General features: G+C 44.2%; 15 protein-coding genes. 1 reads left to right on the plus strand and 14 read right to left on the minus strand.

Features of this window, described 5'->3' with window-relative positions:
* The 3 genes from ACW12G_RS01550 to ACW12G_RS01560 form a co-directional block, all read right to left on the minus strand.
* On the minus strand, positions 1-180 hold a 180-nt coding region (locus tag ACW12G_RS01550), incomplete at its 3' end, for a PHP domain-containing protein (RefSeq protein ID WP_455647109.1).
* Between the two features lie 130 nt (positions 181-310).
* Positions 311-2,764 carry a phosphoketolase family protein gene (locus ACW12G_RS01555; protein ID WP_029510313.1) on the minus strand — a complete coding sequence of 818 codons (2,454 nt, stop codon included), beginning with the start codon at positions 2,762-2,764 and terminating at the stop codon, positions 311-313.
* 215 nt (positions 2,765-2,979) lie between these two features.
* A complete protein-coding gene (locus tag ACW12G_RS01560) occupies positions 2,980-3,708 on the minus strand; it encodes a GntR family transcriptional regulator (RefSeq protein WP_010000983.1) in 729 nt (242 codons plus the stop codon).
* A gap of 79 nt (positions 3,709-3,787) precedes the next feature.
* On the opposite strand from ACW12G_RS01560, the gene ACW12G_RS01565 reads away from it, so the two are divergent.
* On the plus strand, positions 3,788-4,285 hold the full coding sequence (locus ACW12G_RS01565) for an aminoacyl-tRNA deacylase (protein WP_068851046.1): 498 nt from the start codon (positions 3,788-3,790) through the stop codon (positions 4,283-4,285).
* A 33-nt stretch (positions 4,286-4,318) separates the two neighbouring features.
* On the opposite strand, the gene dnaB is transcribed toward ACW12G_RS01565, so the two are convergent.
* The 11 genes from dnaB to ACW12G_RS01620 all read right to left on the minus strand — a co-directional run bounded on the left by dnaB (position 4,319) and on the right by ACW12G_RS01620 (position 14,301).
* Positions 4,319-5,785, minus strand: a complete 1,467-nt coding sequence (dnaB, locus tag ACW12G_RS01570) for a replicative DNA helicase (protein ID WP_029510110.1) — start codon at positions 5,783-5,785, stop codon at positions 4,319-4,321.
* Between the two features lie 2 nt (positions 5,786-5,787).
* A complete protein-coding gene (rplI, locus tag ACW12G_RS01575; protein WP_029510109.1) occupies positions 5,788-6,240 on the minus strand; it encodes a 50S ribosomal protein L9 in 453 nt (150 codons plus the stop codon).
* Between the two features lie 57 nt (positions 6,241-6,297).
* Positions 6,298-8,325, minus strand: a complete 2,028-nt coding sequence (locus ACW12G_RS01580) for a DHH family phosphoesterase (RefSeq protein WP_068851049.1) — start codon at positions 8,323-8,325, stop codon at positions 6,298-6,300.
* Between the two features lie 151 nt (positions 8,326-8,476).
* Entirely contained in the window at positions 8,477-8,761 is a 285-nt protein-coding gene (rpsR, locus tag ACW12G_RS01585; RefSeq protein ID WP_004904499.1) for a 30S ribosomal protein S18, read from the minus strand.
* A 36-nt stretch (positions 8,762-8,797) separates the two neighbouring features.
* Positions 8,798-9,343, minus strand: a complete 546-nt coding sequence (ssb, locus tag ACW12G_RS01590) for a single-stranded DNA-binding protein (protein WP_068851052.1) — start codon at positions 9,341-9,343, stop codon at positions 8,798-8,800.
* Positions 9,344-9,376: 33 nt separating this feature from the next.
* Positions 9,377-9,673 (minus strand): 30S ribosomal protein S6, encoded by a 297-nt coding sequence (gene rpsF, locus ACW12G_RS01595; RefSeq protein ID WP_010003903.1) that lies wholly within the window; start codon positions 9,671-9,673, stop codon positions 9,377-9,379.
* Positions 9,674-9,839: 166 nt separating this feature from the next.
* Positions 9,840-10,145, minus strand: a complete 306-nt coding sequence (locus ACW12G_RS01600) for a hypothetical protein (RefSeq protein WP_010002910.1) — start codon at positions 10,143-10,145, stop codon at positions 9,840-9,842.
* 86 nt (positions 10,146-10,231) lie between these two features.
* Positions 10,232-11,065 (minus strand): energy-coupling factor transporter transmembrane component T family protein, encoded by an 834-nt coding sequence (locus ACW12G_RS01605; RefSeq protein WP_270746731.1) that lies wholly within the window; start codon positions 11,063-11,065, stop codon positions 10,232-10,234.
* Entirely contained in the window at positions 11,058-12,803 is a 1,746-nt protein-coding gene (locus ACW12G_RS01610; RefSeq protein WP_455647110.1) for an ABC transporter ATP-binding protein, read from the minus strand. The genes ACW12G_RS01605 and ACW12G_RS01610 overlap by 8 nt, the downstream gene beginning before the upstream one ends.
* 46 nt (positions 12,804-12,849) lie before the next feature.
* The gene (locus ACW12G_RS01615; RefSeq protein WP_455646321.1) at positions 12,850-13,416 is read right to left on the minus strand and encodes an ECF-type riboflavin transporter substrate-binding protein; all 567 of its coding nucleotides are present in this window, start codon (positions 13,414-13,416) and stop codon (positions 12,850-12,852) included.
* Positions 13,417-13,437: 21 nt separating this feature from the next.
* Entirely contained in the window at positions 13,438-14,301 is an 864-nt protein-coding gene (locus tag ACW12G_RS01620) for an SAM hydrolase/SAM-dependent halogenase family protein (RefSeq protein WP_146976109.1), read from the minus strand.
* Positions 14,302-14,499: the final 198 nt, after the last annotated feature.

Genomic DNA, 14,499 nt, shown 5'->3' on the forward strand with positions numbered 1-14,499 from the left:
TTGACTAACCACCGGATAGTCGGCTGGTAACGTCAGGTCTTGCAATAACGGTGCATGTTCCGTAATCGTATAAGCGTCAAATCCTAACGCAATCGCCCGTTCAATATAGGCATCAAACGGTTCATCCGAATTTTGATGTGAAAACGGTGTGTGCGTATGACCGTCTTTTTTTAATAGCATGATACAGCGCTCCTTATCTCAATACGTTACCTTTATTTTACCGATAAGTATACAAAAAAGCGAACCAGAATAATCTGATTCGCTTGATTTGTACTGGTGGTACATTTTCTGTAATAAGCCAAATGGCTGATTACTTCAAAGGTGCCCAGTTCCAGTTAGTAAATTCTTCGATATCGTGACCTTCGTTACGTGTTACTTCGTAGTGCTTTGCCAAGATGTCTTCCATCTTAGTAATGAATGTAACAGCAGCGTCTTGATCAATCTTACCGTTAGCTGACAAGATTTCGGCAGCTTCCTTAGCTTGGTGGAAACGATCCAACTTTGAGTAAACACGCATGTCGTATGTTGTTGTGATGTCACCATCTTCACGGTAACCGTGAACGTATACATCACCACGGAACTTGCGTTCGAAGAAGAATGATTCAACCAAGTCTTCGAAGCCGTGGAATCCGAAGATAACTGGTGTATCAGCTTGGAAGAACTTGTTGAAGTCGTCGTCAGACAATTCACGTTCGCTGTTCAAGTAAGCTTCTGACTTCTTTTGCAAACGAAGCAATTCAACAACGTTGACATAGCGGAACTTAACTTCTGGGAAGGCTTGGTTAATCAACCACAAAGCAGCCAAAGTTTCGATTGTTGGTTCTGTACCAGCTGATGCGAATGTAATATCCACATCACCAGATGGTGCAGTAGATGCCCAATCGATGATCTTCAAACCTTCTGTAGCCAATTCTTCAGCTTCGTCAGCAGTGAACCATTGTTGACGTGGTTGCTTTGAAGCAACAATCAAGTTAACCTTTTGACGTTCTGAGAAGGCACGTGCTTGAACAGCCAACAATGAGTTACCATCGGCTGGCAAGTATTCACGGATGAAGTTAGACTTCTTTTCAGCCAAGTGTGTCAACATACCTGGATCTTGGTGTGTGTAACCGTTGTGATCTTGTTGGAAGGCAGTTGATGTTGCAATCAAGTTCAATGATGGGTAATCATTACGCCATGGTTGTTCTGAAGCGTGACGCAACCACTTGAAGTGTTGTGTAACCATTGAGTCCACGACACGTAGGAATGATTCGTATGATGCGAAGATTCCAACACGACCAGTCAATGTGTAAGCTTCCAACCAACCTTCAGCTTGGTGTTCTGACAATTGTGAATCAATGATACGACCTTCAGGTCCTACGTATTGATCGTTAGGGAACTTTGTAGGTTCCATCCATTGACGTGTTGTTGTGTTGAAGAGATCCCACAAACGGTTTGACATTGTTTCATCAGGTCCGAAGATACGGAATGATGTTGGGTTCAACTTAGTAACTTCTTCCAAGTATGCTGAAAGAGTTGTCATGTCCATGTTTTGCGTTACTTTTGGCAATTCATGGCCACGGTTTTCGTTAGTAATGTCGTTTGTGAATTGACGCCAGTCTGGCAAGTCCAATGTCTTAGGTGCTTCACCGCGACGGCGACCACCATTAGTGATTGGGTTAGCAGACATACGCTTGTCACCCTTAGGTGCAAGTGCCTTCACTTCGTCCTTCAATGAACCATCAGCGTTGAACAATTCTTCAGGCTTGTATGAGTTCATCCATTCTTCGAATTCTGGCAATGTGTCAAGGTTGTTTTGATCCAAAGGCAATGGCACTTGGTGCGCACGGAATGAATCTTCGATAGGGTCACCGTTCTTGTCGTAACGTGGACCACCCCAACCCTTTGGCAAACGTGCAATAATTACAGGCCATGCAGGGATTGTACCATCTTCATACTTACCGTTTTCACGGGCATCCTTTTGGATAGCCAAGATATCTTCGATCGCTTGGTCAAAGACCTTAGCAGCGATTTCGTGATACTTAGCGTAGTCATGAATGTCATCGTTTTCGATGAAGCGTGGTGAGTAACCAACACCTTCAAAGAACTTTGTGATTTCTTCATGGCTCATACGTGAGAAGATTGTTGGGTTTGAAATCTTAAAGCCGTTCAAATCCAAAATTGGCAATACGGCACCATCGTTCTTAGCGTTCAAGAACTTTGATGACAACCATGAAGTCATTGATGGACCTGTTTCAGCTTCACCATCACCAACAACGGCGAAAGCGATTTGGTCTGGGTTATCCAAAACGGCACCGAATGCGTGTGACAATGAGTAACCCAATTCACCACCTTCATGCAATGAACCTGGTGTTTGCGCTGTCATGTGTGATCCGATTCCGCCAGGGAATGAGAAACGCTTGAACAAGCGGCTCATACCAGCCAAATCTTGTGTGATTTCTGGGTAATCTTCAGTATATTCGCCATCCAAGTACGCGTTAGTAACCATAACTTGGCCACCGTGTCCAGGACCACCGATATAGAACATGTTCACGTCATACTTGTTGATCAAACGGTTTGCGTGTGCATACAAGAAAGTTTGACCTGAAATTGTTCCCCAGTGACCGATAGGCTTAACTTTAACGTCTTCGGCTTGGATTGGTGTGTTAGTAACTGAGAACAATGGGTTGCTCTTCAAGAAGATCATCCCTGCTGACAAATAGTTGGTTGCACGCCACCACTTATCAACGAGTTCCAAGTACTCTTTTGAATCGAAATCTACCATGAGATTAAGTACTCCTTATTATTTTGAGAGAATCGTAAACCACGAATCTTTCTCCGTTATTTACTCTTTCAGTATAACCGATTTGCCTAATTTATTCAAGATAACGCATCTGATTGGTTGATTATTTTTTCAAATTTGGTTGGCGCAACACAAACATTGGTGCGGTCCAATTATTTTAAGATAAATAAAAAAAGCAACAGGCGATTGCCCTGTTGCTATTCTGAATCAATGCTGACAAACGCATTGTACCGTAAATATTTATAATGCAACCGCATGTTTGAAAATTCTAATGGCGTGCCATCATCCATAAAGAAGATCCCTTCCATAATGCCAACTGGCTCTTTGTCCGACAATTCCAATAACTGTTGATCTTCAGCGTTGGACGGTTCCGCCATAATCGTCATAAAGGACTTGGTCACGGCTCGGTTTTTGGTGTTTTCCACGTACTCATAGACTGAACCGGACACGATTTCTTTGTTCAAACCAGGCAAAACATTGATTGGCACATAGCCGCGTTCAATCATGAAAGGCACCCCTTCCAAACGTCGCAACCGCTTAATTTCGTACACAAAGTCGCCATCATTTAAAAACAAAGCTTGCTGCTGGACAGGGGTTGCGGGAACCACTTGGAAATCAAGTAATTCAATACTTGGCGCTTTACCGTCTACCCGAAACGAGTCCGAAACCCCCAGATTTGACCCTTCATGTTGGAACAAGTCATGGTTTTTTAAATACAACGGGTTAACAAACGTCCCACTCCCCCGCTTTTTAAAAATCACACCTTGTTGTACCAGCACGTTTAACGCACGTTTGATAGACGAACGTGACACCTCATATTGCGCCGCTAACGTCCGTTCATCCGGTAATTTCAAGTCCGGAAAATCACCATTATAAATTTTTTGTTTTAAGTCCGCCTGTACGGTGACATAAATTGCTTCTGACATCATGCTAACTAGTATAGCATAAATTGGTTGGACCGCAATCCTTTTTGGGTACGCCAATTTGTGTTAGAATGGACATATCATGGCAAAGAAAAAAATTAAGAAAACACTTCCCGAACAGGTGATGGACAAGCATAACCTGGCTTACACACCCCTCACGCTAAATATCTTAGATAAAACAGCAGCTGAGCGTGATCAAATTCTTGCAGAATTTGGCGTCAAGCATGACGACATCTATAAGACTTTAGCGGCCACTGGTGATAAAACCGGCCCCGTCATTGCAGTGATTCCCATCACACAACATTTATCAATGAAAAAACTCGCAGCGGCATCGGGCAATAAAAAAGTCACCATGTTGCCCTTAAAGACCTTGCAGCAAACCACGGGTTATGTCCACGGGGCTAACAATCCAGTTGGAATTTGGCATACGAAGCATTTCCCAATTTTCATCGATTTAACCGCTCAAACCGCGCCTTACTTTTTGGTAAGTGCTGGTGAATTGGGACGCAGTGACCAAATCAATCCGGCCGATTTGGCTGCCTTAATCCATGCGCCTTTTGTCGATTTACTAGAAAATTAAGTTTAAAAAAAGACAGTCTAACGACTGTCTTTTTTACCACCCAACGTTACCATTAGGGCCAGCGTTCATATCATCACGATACAACGGTGCCATTGGACTAAACTTAAAGGTTGGTTTATTAAACATCAAGGTTGCCGTGCCACGTGCACCGGCACGATTTTTTTCCAAAATAATTTCAATTGGCACCGCTTCTTCTTCGTCACGCGGATCTGAATCACCATCATCATCGCCACCATCGTTGCGATAGTAGTCATCACGATACAAAAAGGCGACAATATCCGCATCTTGTTCAATCGAGCCAGATTCGCGCAAATCAGAAAGCACCGGTCGCTTATCCGTACGTTGCTCAACACCACGACTCAATTGTGCCAACGCTAAAATAGGCGTATGTAATTCTTTGGCTAACTTTTTAATCGCACGTGACACTTCTGAAACCGCCTGTTGGCGACTTTCTGTATTATTGGATTCAATCAGACCCAAATAATCAATAATCACCATGCCGATTGGATGTGGATTACTTGCGCGTTGATCTGGTGGTAATTCATTCACCAAATCTTTTTCAAGTTTACGTAACTTGGCGCTAATCTGGTTAATTTTAATCCCCGCCGTGTCGTCCATGTAGATTTGCATATTCGCCAATGATTGCATGGCTAACGTCAACGACTGCCAATCCTCTTGGGTCATCTGACCCGTTGTCAAATGACTTGAATCAATCGCACCTTCAGCTGCTACCAGTCGGGTCACCAAATCCACGGCACCCATTTCAAGGCTGAACACAACTACTGGTACTTGCTCAGCTTTGGCCACATTTTTGGCAATATTTAACACAAAGGCTGTTTTCCCGACCGCTGGTCGTGCGCCCAACACAATCATCTGATCTTCACGAAAACCGTGGGTTAATTTATCTAATTCGGGATACCCTGTTGCTAGGCCAACCACATCATTATCATTGGCGACAGCTTGATCCAAATTAGCTTGGAAGGCTTGCAGCACGTCTTTAATCTTTTGAAAATCTTCATCACCACGATTCTCAGCCAAGTTATCCAGACTACGGCTTAATGTATCTAAGATTTCCTCACTTGGTGCCGCAGCATCATAGGCTAACGACATGCTGCGCGTCAACGTCTCAATCATCCGACGTAGAATGGCCTTTTCACGAACGATATTGGCATAATGCTTTAAATTGGCCGATGATGCAGAAGATTCCGAGATTTCAGCTAAGTAAGCCATACCGCCCACATTATCTAATTGCTGTAAACTATTGAGTTTATCCTGAAGCGTGAGCATGTCAATCGGACGTTGTTCATCAACCAGCTGTTGCATCGCTTTAAAAATGGTTTGATGGGCCTGGCGATAAAAATCATCCGCTTCCAAAATGGCGCTCGCCGCTACCATCGCGTTATCAGATTTCACATCAAAGAAGATTGCGCCCAGCACCGCCCGTTCAGCATCGACATCTTGTGGGACTTGTCTATACTCGTATGCTTCTGGGTTATCCATGTTTAACCCTCGCTGACATGAACACGTAAGTCTGCGGTCACATCACGGTGTAGCTTGAGCGGCACCGTCGTGTAACCTAATGAGTGGATAGGATGGTTCAGTTCAAGCTTACGCTTATCAATTTTTAGTTGCTTTTGATCAGCCAAAGCTGTCGCAATTTGCTTAGATGATACCGCACCAAAGAGACGGCCATCCGCACCAGACTTGCCTTTGATTGTCACCACAAAGTCATCTGCTTCAATCTTTGCCTTCAGTGCTTGTGCTTCAGCTAATTGTTCAGCAGCTGCTTTTTCTGCTGCCTTCTGACGCCCCTTAACAGCACCCACATTTTTACCTGTGGCTGGTTCTGCTTTTTTATTCTTAATTAAGAAGTTATTCGCGTACCCATCTGGCACTTCCTTAACTTCTCCTTTTTTTCCACGACCCTTAACATCTTCTAAAAATACAACTTTCATGTGTTACTCCTTCAAAAAATAATTTCTTTCATAAACGACACACCGATGTAGACCAGGTTACTCTTCAACGTATTCTGCCAAAATTTTAAGCAACTGATCATTCACTTCGTCTGTTGTCGTGTCTGCCAATTGGGTAGCAGCATTGGATAGATGACCGCCACCGCCCATTGCCTCCATGACACGCTGGACATTACGTTGTCCGGTTGATCGTGCCGAAATACCGACACGACCATCGGCCCGTTTGGTAATAACAAATGAGGCCTCAACGCCACTAATTTGCAACAATTCATCAGCTGCTTGTGCCGTAATCAGCCCAGAATAAACGCTATCTACCTCACCACAGACAATGGCATAACCGTCAGCCACAACCGCTAGGTTAATCAAATGCGTGCGCGCCTTGAAGTCTGAGAACTTCTCTTTCATAAAGAATTGAATTAAGTTACTGTCCGCACCGTTAGCACGCAAATAACTGGCGGCATCAAAAGTTCGTGAGCCAGTTCGTAACGTGAAGTTTTTGGTATCAATTTGAATCCCACCAAGCATTGCCGTAGCTTCTAACTTGGTAATTGGTGCATGACTTTGATCTTGGTACTGCAACAGCTCAACGACAAGTTCAGAAGTGGATGATGCATACGGTTCAACATAGGTGAGCAATGGTTTTTCAGCTAGCCCTTGTTCAGCTAAACGATGATGATCAATGACCACAACACGATTGCCCAACCGCTCCAAAAGATTTGGTGCACTAGTAATTGAACCCTGCGCATGATCCACTAAAATCAAGAGCGTATTATCACGAACTAATTTCATGGCGCGTGCCTCATCAACAATGGAGTCATTGATATTTGACCCTGGGGCCATGATTTCGGGTGGGTTTTTACGGATTTCTGCCAGTAGCAACGTAATGTCACTATACACCGATTTTTCATCAACAATCAAAAAAGCCGGTTTATTTTTTGTTTGCGCCATCCGCCAAATCCCTAGTCCGGCACCGATGGCGTCCAAATCAGGGGTGACGTGGCCAACAATCATAATATTATCAGCCTGTTCCATCAATTCAGCAACTGTCTGTGAAATCATCCGTGCACGCACCCGCGTCCGCTTTTCCATTGGATTCGTTGCGCCACCGTAAAATCTCGCCGCAGCTTGCTTAGACTTCACCACAACTTGATCACCGCCACGCCCCAAAGCCAAGTCCAGATTGGTTTGTGCCATTTTGGCCAGTTCAATAATGTCTTGCTCGCCATAGGCAATCCCCATAGACAACGTCACGGGTAAGTTTTGTTGCGCGGTTGCTTCACGAATCGCTTTTAGCACCGAAAACTTATCGTCTTCGGCAGCACGCAAGGAAGCCTGATACCCAAACATCACATAGTGTACTGTACTGAGACGACGCAAATAGATCCGGTGAGCTGCCGCCCATTCTGACAAGGCGCCGGTCACATATGTGCGTAACGTTGAGGTTTCCGATTCGGTCATACCTTCGGTCACTTCTTCATAGTTATCGACTGAAATGAGACCACTAAATAATTGATGATCTTCGTACTCTTTGGCGATAGCCGCATATTCACTAATATCCATCATGTAGATGACACGCAAATTCTGCTGGACATAAAGTGAAAACTGCTTACCTTGCCACGTAATCGTGTTCGTCTCCCGTGCATCAGAATAATTTTTAATATCAGTGGCAAGTTGCGGATCCAATTGGGTCAACGTCAAACCTAATACATCACGCTTATCAAGATAAGTTTGCATGTAAGGATTGATCCAGTCAATTTTTTCCGATGCATTTAAGAGAATAATCCCAATTGGCATACGAATCAGGGCTTCTTGTTCACTACGAGATATCCGATACCCCAACCCTGTCAAATATTCTTGGGCATTTTCATTGACTTCTTTTAGCGACTGCGCGGAATAAACCAAACCGATTAACACAACCACAATCCAGATTAACCCGAAAATCCAATTGACCAACAAGGCAAAAAATACACTCATGACACTGACAGATAACAACAGTAATGCGACGGTGCCTAATTTTGTGCTTTGAAAAAATATTGGTAACGTTTTAAAATCAAATAGTTTTTTCACAAGAAACCCCTATATCTTCCTCTATCATTTTGCCAAACCACTGTTATCTAGGCAAAATGCTCCTTGTACTATTTTACCACAGTTGCGATTTACCAAAATAAACAAAAAGAGACTCAGATAAAATCTGAGTCTCTCAATCGCGCGTCAAAGATTAGTCTTCTGTCACGAATGGCAACAAAGCCATGATACGTGCACGCTTGATTGCAGTTGTCACTTTACGTTGGTTCTTGGCTGAAGTACCAGTCACACGACGTGGCAAGATCTTACCACGTTCTGAGATAAAGCGTTCCAACAATTCTGTGTTCTTGTAGTCGATAAATTCGATGTGGTTAGCTGCAATGTAGTCAACCTTACGACGACGACGTGGGCCGCCTTGTGGGCGACGTGAACGTTGTGGACGTTCTGAATTTTGTGGACGTGAGTTTTGTTCTGACATGATTAAAGCTCCTTTCGTAGTGTTGTAAGTTATATTTTAAAATGGTAGATCATCATCTGATATATCAATTTCTGTTTTGCCGCTCGCCGCAAATGGGTTAGGGGCATCATTTGTTGGTGTTGTCGCTTGTGGGTTAGCTTGGCTAGCCGTAGCAAACGGATCAACGCCACCAAATGCATTATCACTTGGCGCACCGAATGACGCACCACCTTGATGAGATGGTTCTGACGACCCGTTTTGGGCACGTCGCTTATCACTTTCAGCACGTGATTCAAGTAATGAGAAATTATCAACGACAACTTCGGTCACGTAAACACGTTGTCCTTGGTTGTTTTCATAATTCCGTGTTTGCAAACGGCCTTCAATGGCAACTAGTGCACCTTTTCCAGTAAAGTTTGCAAAATTTTCAGCTGCTTTACGCCAAATCACGGCGTTAATAAAGTCAGCTTCACGTTCACCAGCTTGGTTGGTGAACTGGCGGTTAACCGCCAAACTAAACGTGCCGACTGCTGTACCCGATTGGGTATAACGTAATTCCACATCACGGGTCAATCGCCCAATCAATACTACTCGATTAATCATATCAAAAGCTCCTTCACCAGTGGAATCCCAGAATTATTCTGCGTCGCGCTTAACGATCATGTGACGCAAGATGTCTTGTGAGATCTTTGCCAAACGATCAAATTCGTTGATTGCTGCGTCGTCTTCTGCAGTGAAATCGATTACGTGGTATACGCCTTCGCGGTAACCAGCAATTTCATAAGCAAAACGACGTGTTGCCCAATCAGCTGACTTTGAGATTGTTGCACCATTATCAGTCAAGATACCATCAAAGCGTTCTACGAGCGCTTTCTTTGCATCCACTTCGATATCAGGGCGAACGATGTAAGTCAATTCGTATGATGTAGCCATGTTTTATTTCCTCCTTTTGGTCTCTGGCAGCCTTGGCTGCAAGGAGTGTACGCACTTTTGTGCGTTCACAATTATTAATTGTACTACAGAACAGCTATACATTTCAAGTGTTTCGCAGAATTAGCCACTTGGTTAATCAATAATACTTTGGTGATTAGCAAATCCCTTAATCTTCTGGCACAAAATCAATTTCCGCTAAGGCTTCTTCTAACGTATCAATAAAATCAGGATCTTGTAATTGCGCTAAAATCTGATCATCTGATCGACCAGACATCCCCGCATGGATGTTAGCCACAATCCCATCCCACATCGCATCCGCTTCACGCGCTAATTTCACTGTGCCATAGCGCGCTCTTGCAAGACGTTGATTATTTTTTTCGACTTGAAACGCATAAGCTTTGTCGACAACCGTTGCCACGCTTTGTGCTGAAATAGCGGCTTCTAACGCGCGACGAAAGGTTTGCTGTTGCATAACATTTTCCTCCACTACCTAGCATTACTGACTTCATTATAAGAACATACGTTCGTATTGTCAACAGTGACCTGTCCCAGAACCAATTAACCGGCAGGCCGGAAGGGATTATATACCCGACCATGATCCACAAACAGTAGCAGCACGCCAATAGCAACGACAACAATAGCCCCCATCACAACCCCGACATCACGCAGTCGAAATGGTTGTTCTTGATACCACGTACGGCCTTTTTCACGACCAAATCGGCGCAATTCCATGGCCTGACTAATCGTATCAATGCGATTTAGGCTGGTAAAAACGAGCGGTAAAATAATTTGTACTGCCCCTTTAGAACGTGCCCATAGCGAGGCCTGCTTAGAAATCTCATATCCCCGTGCCTGCTGAGCCAAACTAATGGTCCGGTAATCACTTTGAACATCTGGAATATAGCGCAATGTAATCGCAAATGCGTACGCAATTTTATAAGGTACTCCAATCTTGTTCAAACTTGCGGCAAACTCGCTCGGATTCGTCGTAAATAACAAAATAATGGCTAACGGCAACGAGAACAGGTATTTCAACAAGAGATTTAACTCATAGAAGACTTGCTCCTGTGTCAACGCCCAATACCCGTGACCAAGAATCACATGGCGCGTGCCATAAAGTTGCACGCCGTACTGAGGTGCCAAAACCGCGACCATCACCAAGTTAATGACGGCAAAAAACAAAACTAATTTCAGCATGAAGGCATATTCACGATATTTAATTTTGGCACGCCGCAGTAATAAGATGGCCAAAATTCCCAGTCCCAATAAAAACCGTGGATCATACGAAATCATCCCAATCGTTGTCAAAGCTAAAAAACCAATCAACTTGGCAGTGCCTGTTGTTTGGTTTAACCATGTATCTCGTTGTTTGTATCCAAATAAGTTATTCATCGTTGCTCTCATGTGCTGGTTTTGATAAGTCTTTATTGTCTTCACCCAAAACAGATGCTGTGTGCTGTAATACGGCCGCGTTCAATTCCTCAGGATGGGCAATTTGTAAGCGGTTGGCTAACTGATAAATACTTGTCGTCCGTAAACTCGCTGCTTGTACCAGCGCTTCATCAGCTAATAATTCAGCCGGAGTGGTATCTGCTAATAGCTGGCCATCAACCACCACTAACGCACGCTGCACAAAATTAGCCAGCAAATGCATGTCGTGCGTAATCATGACAATGGTGACGTGTTCTTGACGATTGATAGCCGTCAAAAATGTCAACAATTCTTGTGTATGCGTGGCATCTTGACCCGCCGTTGGTTCATCCAAAATTAGAATTTGTGGCGAAAGCACCAAAACCGCCGCAATCGTCACACGCTTTTTTTGTCCAAAACTCAAAGCCCCAATTGGCCAATTACGCATCCCATCAAGATCAAGCAAGCGTAAAACTGACCGTACCTTTTGCTCAATCTCAGCCGGTTCTACCTGTCGTAGCACCAAACCACTCGCCACTTCATCAAAAACCGTACTCTTTGTAATCATGTGATTGGGATTTTGTAACACATACCCCACCTGCTCGGCCCGTGTTTTAATTGATTGGCCTAAAACCGACTGCCCGTCCAGGCGAATATCCCCCGCATCAGGCATTAAAAAGCCGGTCAAAAGATGCGATAACGTGGTTTTACCGGAACCATTTTTGCCGACAATCCCAACAATTTCCCCACGATTGATGGTGAGATTCAGGTTTTGAAAGAGTGGCTGGCGCTGATCGTAGCTAAAGTCAACATTTGAAAGCGTCAGTTGGGGTTGCTGGACAACGGTTGTTTGTACCGGTACACGTAATTTGGCAATCGCTGATTGGTGTGTTGCAACGTCAACTATTTGCACATCAGCGACATGTGGCAAATGGGCGACATCAACTTGTGCCTGCCGTAACAGTTGCACATATAATGGCTCATCTAAGCCGTACTGTGGCAAGACGCCCGCTTGAATAATGGCAGTTGGCGTGTCATTGGCCACGATACGGCCTTCAGACATCACAATAATCCGATCCACATTGGCACGCAATACTTCTTCAATCCGATGCTCGATAATTACCACCGTCAAATCGCGGTCTGCCTGTAACTGGTCAATCATGGTCATCGCATCCCAGCCTGCTGCTGGATCTAAACTGGCTAAGGGTTCATCAAATAAGAGTAATTTACCATCATCAACCAGCACCCCTGCCATGGCTGTGCGTTGTTTTTGACCACCTGACAACATTTGCGGTGCCAACTCTAGCCGATTACTTATGCCAAAGCGCTGTGCCCATTTTGCCACTTCGGCTTTAATGCGGGCTACTGGCTGCTGATCATTTTCCAAAGCAAAGGCAATGTCTTCAGCGACCGTCAACCCAACAAATTGCGCGTCGGCGTCTTGTAAAACCGTTCCTGCTTGTAATGATAGTTCAAATAAACTTTGCGCTGAAATGTCGCGACCGTTAAGTGTCATTTGACCCGAAATATCGCCCGCATAAGCATGGGGAATCAGGCCATTCAGCAAACGCAGTAACGTGGTTTTACCGGAACCAGAAGCGCCGGCAATTAAAACTTTTTCGCCAGGGAAAATTTGGAAACTCACGTCATGCAAAGTCGGTTCAGCTTGTGCATGATATTTAAATGTCACGTTTTTAAATTCAATGAGTGGTGTTGCCATAATGCCCCTTATTGATAAGATATGTACGCAAGCAACGCTTGCTGATTTACTCGCTACGCAAACTGCTCTTTTTTGGTCGCGACTTGACGTAAGCGATTAACAAAAGTGTGCCGATAGCCGCCACGGAGATGGTGTTCACGGCTGCTGCCACAACACCTTGCAAGAAAACTTTTTGAGCGGCTTCTTTGTAGATTAAAATGTCACCCAGTGGGGCGATAATCACCCAAGCAATGATATTGGCCACTGCTTGCCAAATGTTAAATTGAATGATTTTTTTAGTCGTTAATGTGCCATATTCCAAGGCAAGCGACTTTTTACTCAATCCTAATAAGAAACCAAAAACACCATCAGCAATTACCCAAGACCACCACGGTGCACCATAAGTGACCGCATCATTTAAGGTGTGCCCAATAATACCCACCAGTAGGCCAACAACCGGCCCAAATAAACTCGCTATTAAGGCCAACCAGCCTTCTGCCACGTTAATGGTGGTATTCGGTACACCCGTGGGAATAGCAATAAATTTCATTAACACAAAGAATACGGCTGCCCCAATTCCTGTGGCAACGACTGACCGCACTGAAAAACCAGTTTTTTGTTGCTTTTTTTGCATATTACTCCCTCACTTTTTAGATCATGCCGACACTTTTGTTAAGGTAACCGCCCATTCAGGTCCAGCACCCACATGATACGTTTGTTCAAAACTACCCGTATGCACACCAAACGCCACGGTATAGACAGAATCAATATAAATTAGCGGTTCCCCTGGTGCCACGTCCGTAAACGTATGCACATAAGGTAAGACGTCATCAAACATGGTATGCCCTTGATGTTGAATTTGGACACGCAAGACATCCCCATATGCTAAATTGAACTTTTCAAATTCTTTTACTGGAATATTTGACCACAACGAGCCAAAATTAACATCAGTAATATCAATATTTCCAACTAACTGTGTAACCCCAGACGCCGTCGTTTGATAGCGCCCTGGTTGCATTGGCAACTTCACCAATTGATCAACCGGCAATACTTGTTGGTAATCGGTGTACTGGATTTGACCACTGGCTAACTGTGCCCCATTGTAGACATAAATATCACGACCATGAAATGTCGAAGATTTTTCTGATCCTGGTAACCGTTGTGTTGTTTCATCAATAACACGCGCACTCGCAATCAGCCCATGCGCCAAAAGATGAGACAACGTCCCATTATCCGGTGTCACAATATAATGGCTACCAGTTGTCTCAGCAATAATTGAGAGCCGCTTGGATCCTACACCAGGATCCACAACGGAGACAAATACCGTACCAGCTGGCCAATAACTAAATGTTTGAAACAACCGAAATGACCCTTCAAAAATATTAAACGGTGTGATGCCATGGGTCAGGTCACTAATGATTATATCACTAGCCACCCCATAAGCCACACCACGCATTGAACTTACCGCCCCGTCCTGTAATCCAAAATCCGTTTGTAAAACGAGATGATTGTTTGTCATATGATACGTTTGTCTACGCGATAGTCGCCACCTGTAGACTATTCCTTCCAATATATTGCCAATAAAAAGACCCTGTTAATCACTTTGATTAGCAGGGCGCGAGAATCAGTCTGGTGTGATGGCCAGCGTGCTGTGTGACGGTTTGTAGCCAAATTTGTGACTGGTCTGCGCTTTTTTGAGTTTTTGTTTTTTTTAGAT

Source organism: Leuconostoc sp. (assembly GCF_965300815.1).

What these genes read in the sequence shown, in the direction of transcription:
- dnaB (WP_029510110.1), bottom strand. Translation starts at nt 5,785, where the DNA reads ATGGATAACCCAGAAGCATACGAGTATAGACAAGTCCCACAAGATGTC.
- rpsR (WP_004904499.1), bottom strand. Translation starts at nt 8,761, where the DNA reads ATGTCAGAACAAAACTCACGTCCACAAAATTCAGAACGTCCACAACGT.
- rpsF (WP_010003903.1), bottom strand. Translation starts at nt 9,673, where the DNA reads ATGGCTACATCATACGAATTGACTTACATCGTTCGCCCTGATATCGAA.
- ACW12G_RS01555 (WP_029510313.1), bottom strand. Translation starts at nt 2,764, where the DNA reads ATGGTAGATTTCGATTCAAAAGAGTACTTGGAACTCGTTGATAAGTGG.
- ACW12G_RS01600 (WP_010002910.1), bottom strand. Translation starts at nt 10,145, where the DNA reads ATGCAACAGCAAACCTTTCGTCGCGCGTTAGAAGCCGCTATTTCAGCA.
- ACW12G_RS01565 (WP_068851046.1), top strand. Translation starts at nt 3,788, where the DNA reads ATGGCAAAGAAAAAAATTAAGAAAACACTTCCCGAACAGGTGATGGAC.
- ACW12G_RS01560 (WP_010000983.1), bottom strand. Translation starts at nt 3,708, where the DNA reads ATGTCAGAAGCAATTTATGTCACCGTACAGGCGGACTTAAAACAAAAA.
- ACW12G_RS01610 (WP_455647110.1), bottom strand. Translation starts at nt 12,803, where the DNA reads ATGGCAACACCACTCATTGAATTTAAAAACGTGACATTTAAATATCAT.
- ACW12G_RS01615 (WP_455646321.1), bottom strand. Translation starts at nt 13,416, where the DNA reads ATGCAAAAAAAGCAACAAAAAACTGGTTTTTCAGTGCGGTCAGTCGTT.
- rplI (WP_029510109.1), bottom strand. Translation starts at nt 6,240, where the DNA reads ATGAAAGTTGTATTTTTAGAAGATGTTAAGGGTCGTGGAAAAAAAGGA.
- ssb (WP_068851052.1), bottom strand. Translation starts at nt 9,343, where the DNA reads ATGATTAATCGAGTAGTATTGATTGGGCGATTGACCCGTGATGTGGAA.
- ACW12G_RS01620 (WP_146976109.1), bottom strand. Translation starts at nt 14,301, where the DNA reads ATGACAAACAATCATCTCGTTTTACAAACGGATTTTGGATTACAGGAC.
- ACW12G_RS01605 (WP_270746731.1), bottom strand. Translation starts at nt 11,065, where the DNA reads ATGAATAACTTATTTGGATACAAACAACGAGATACATGGTTAAACCAA.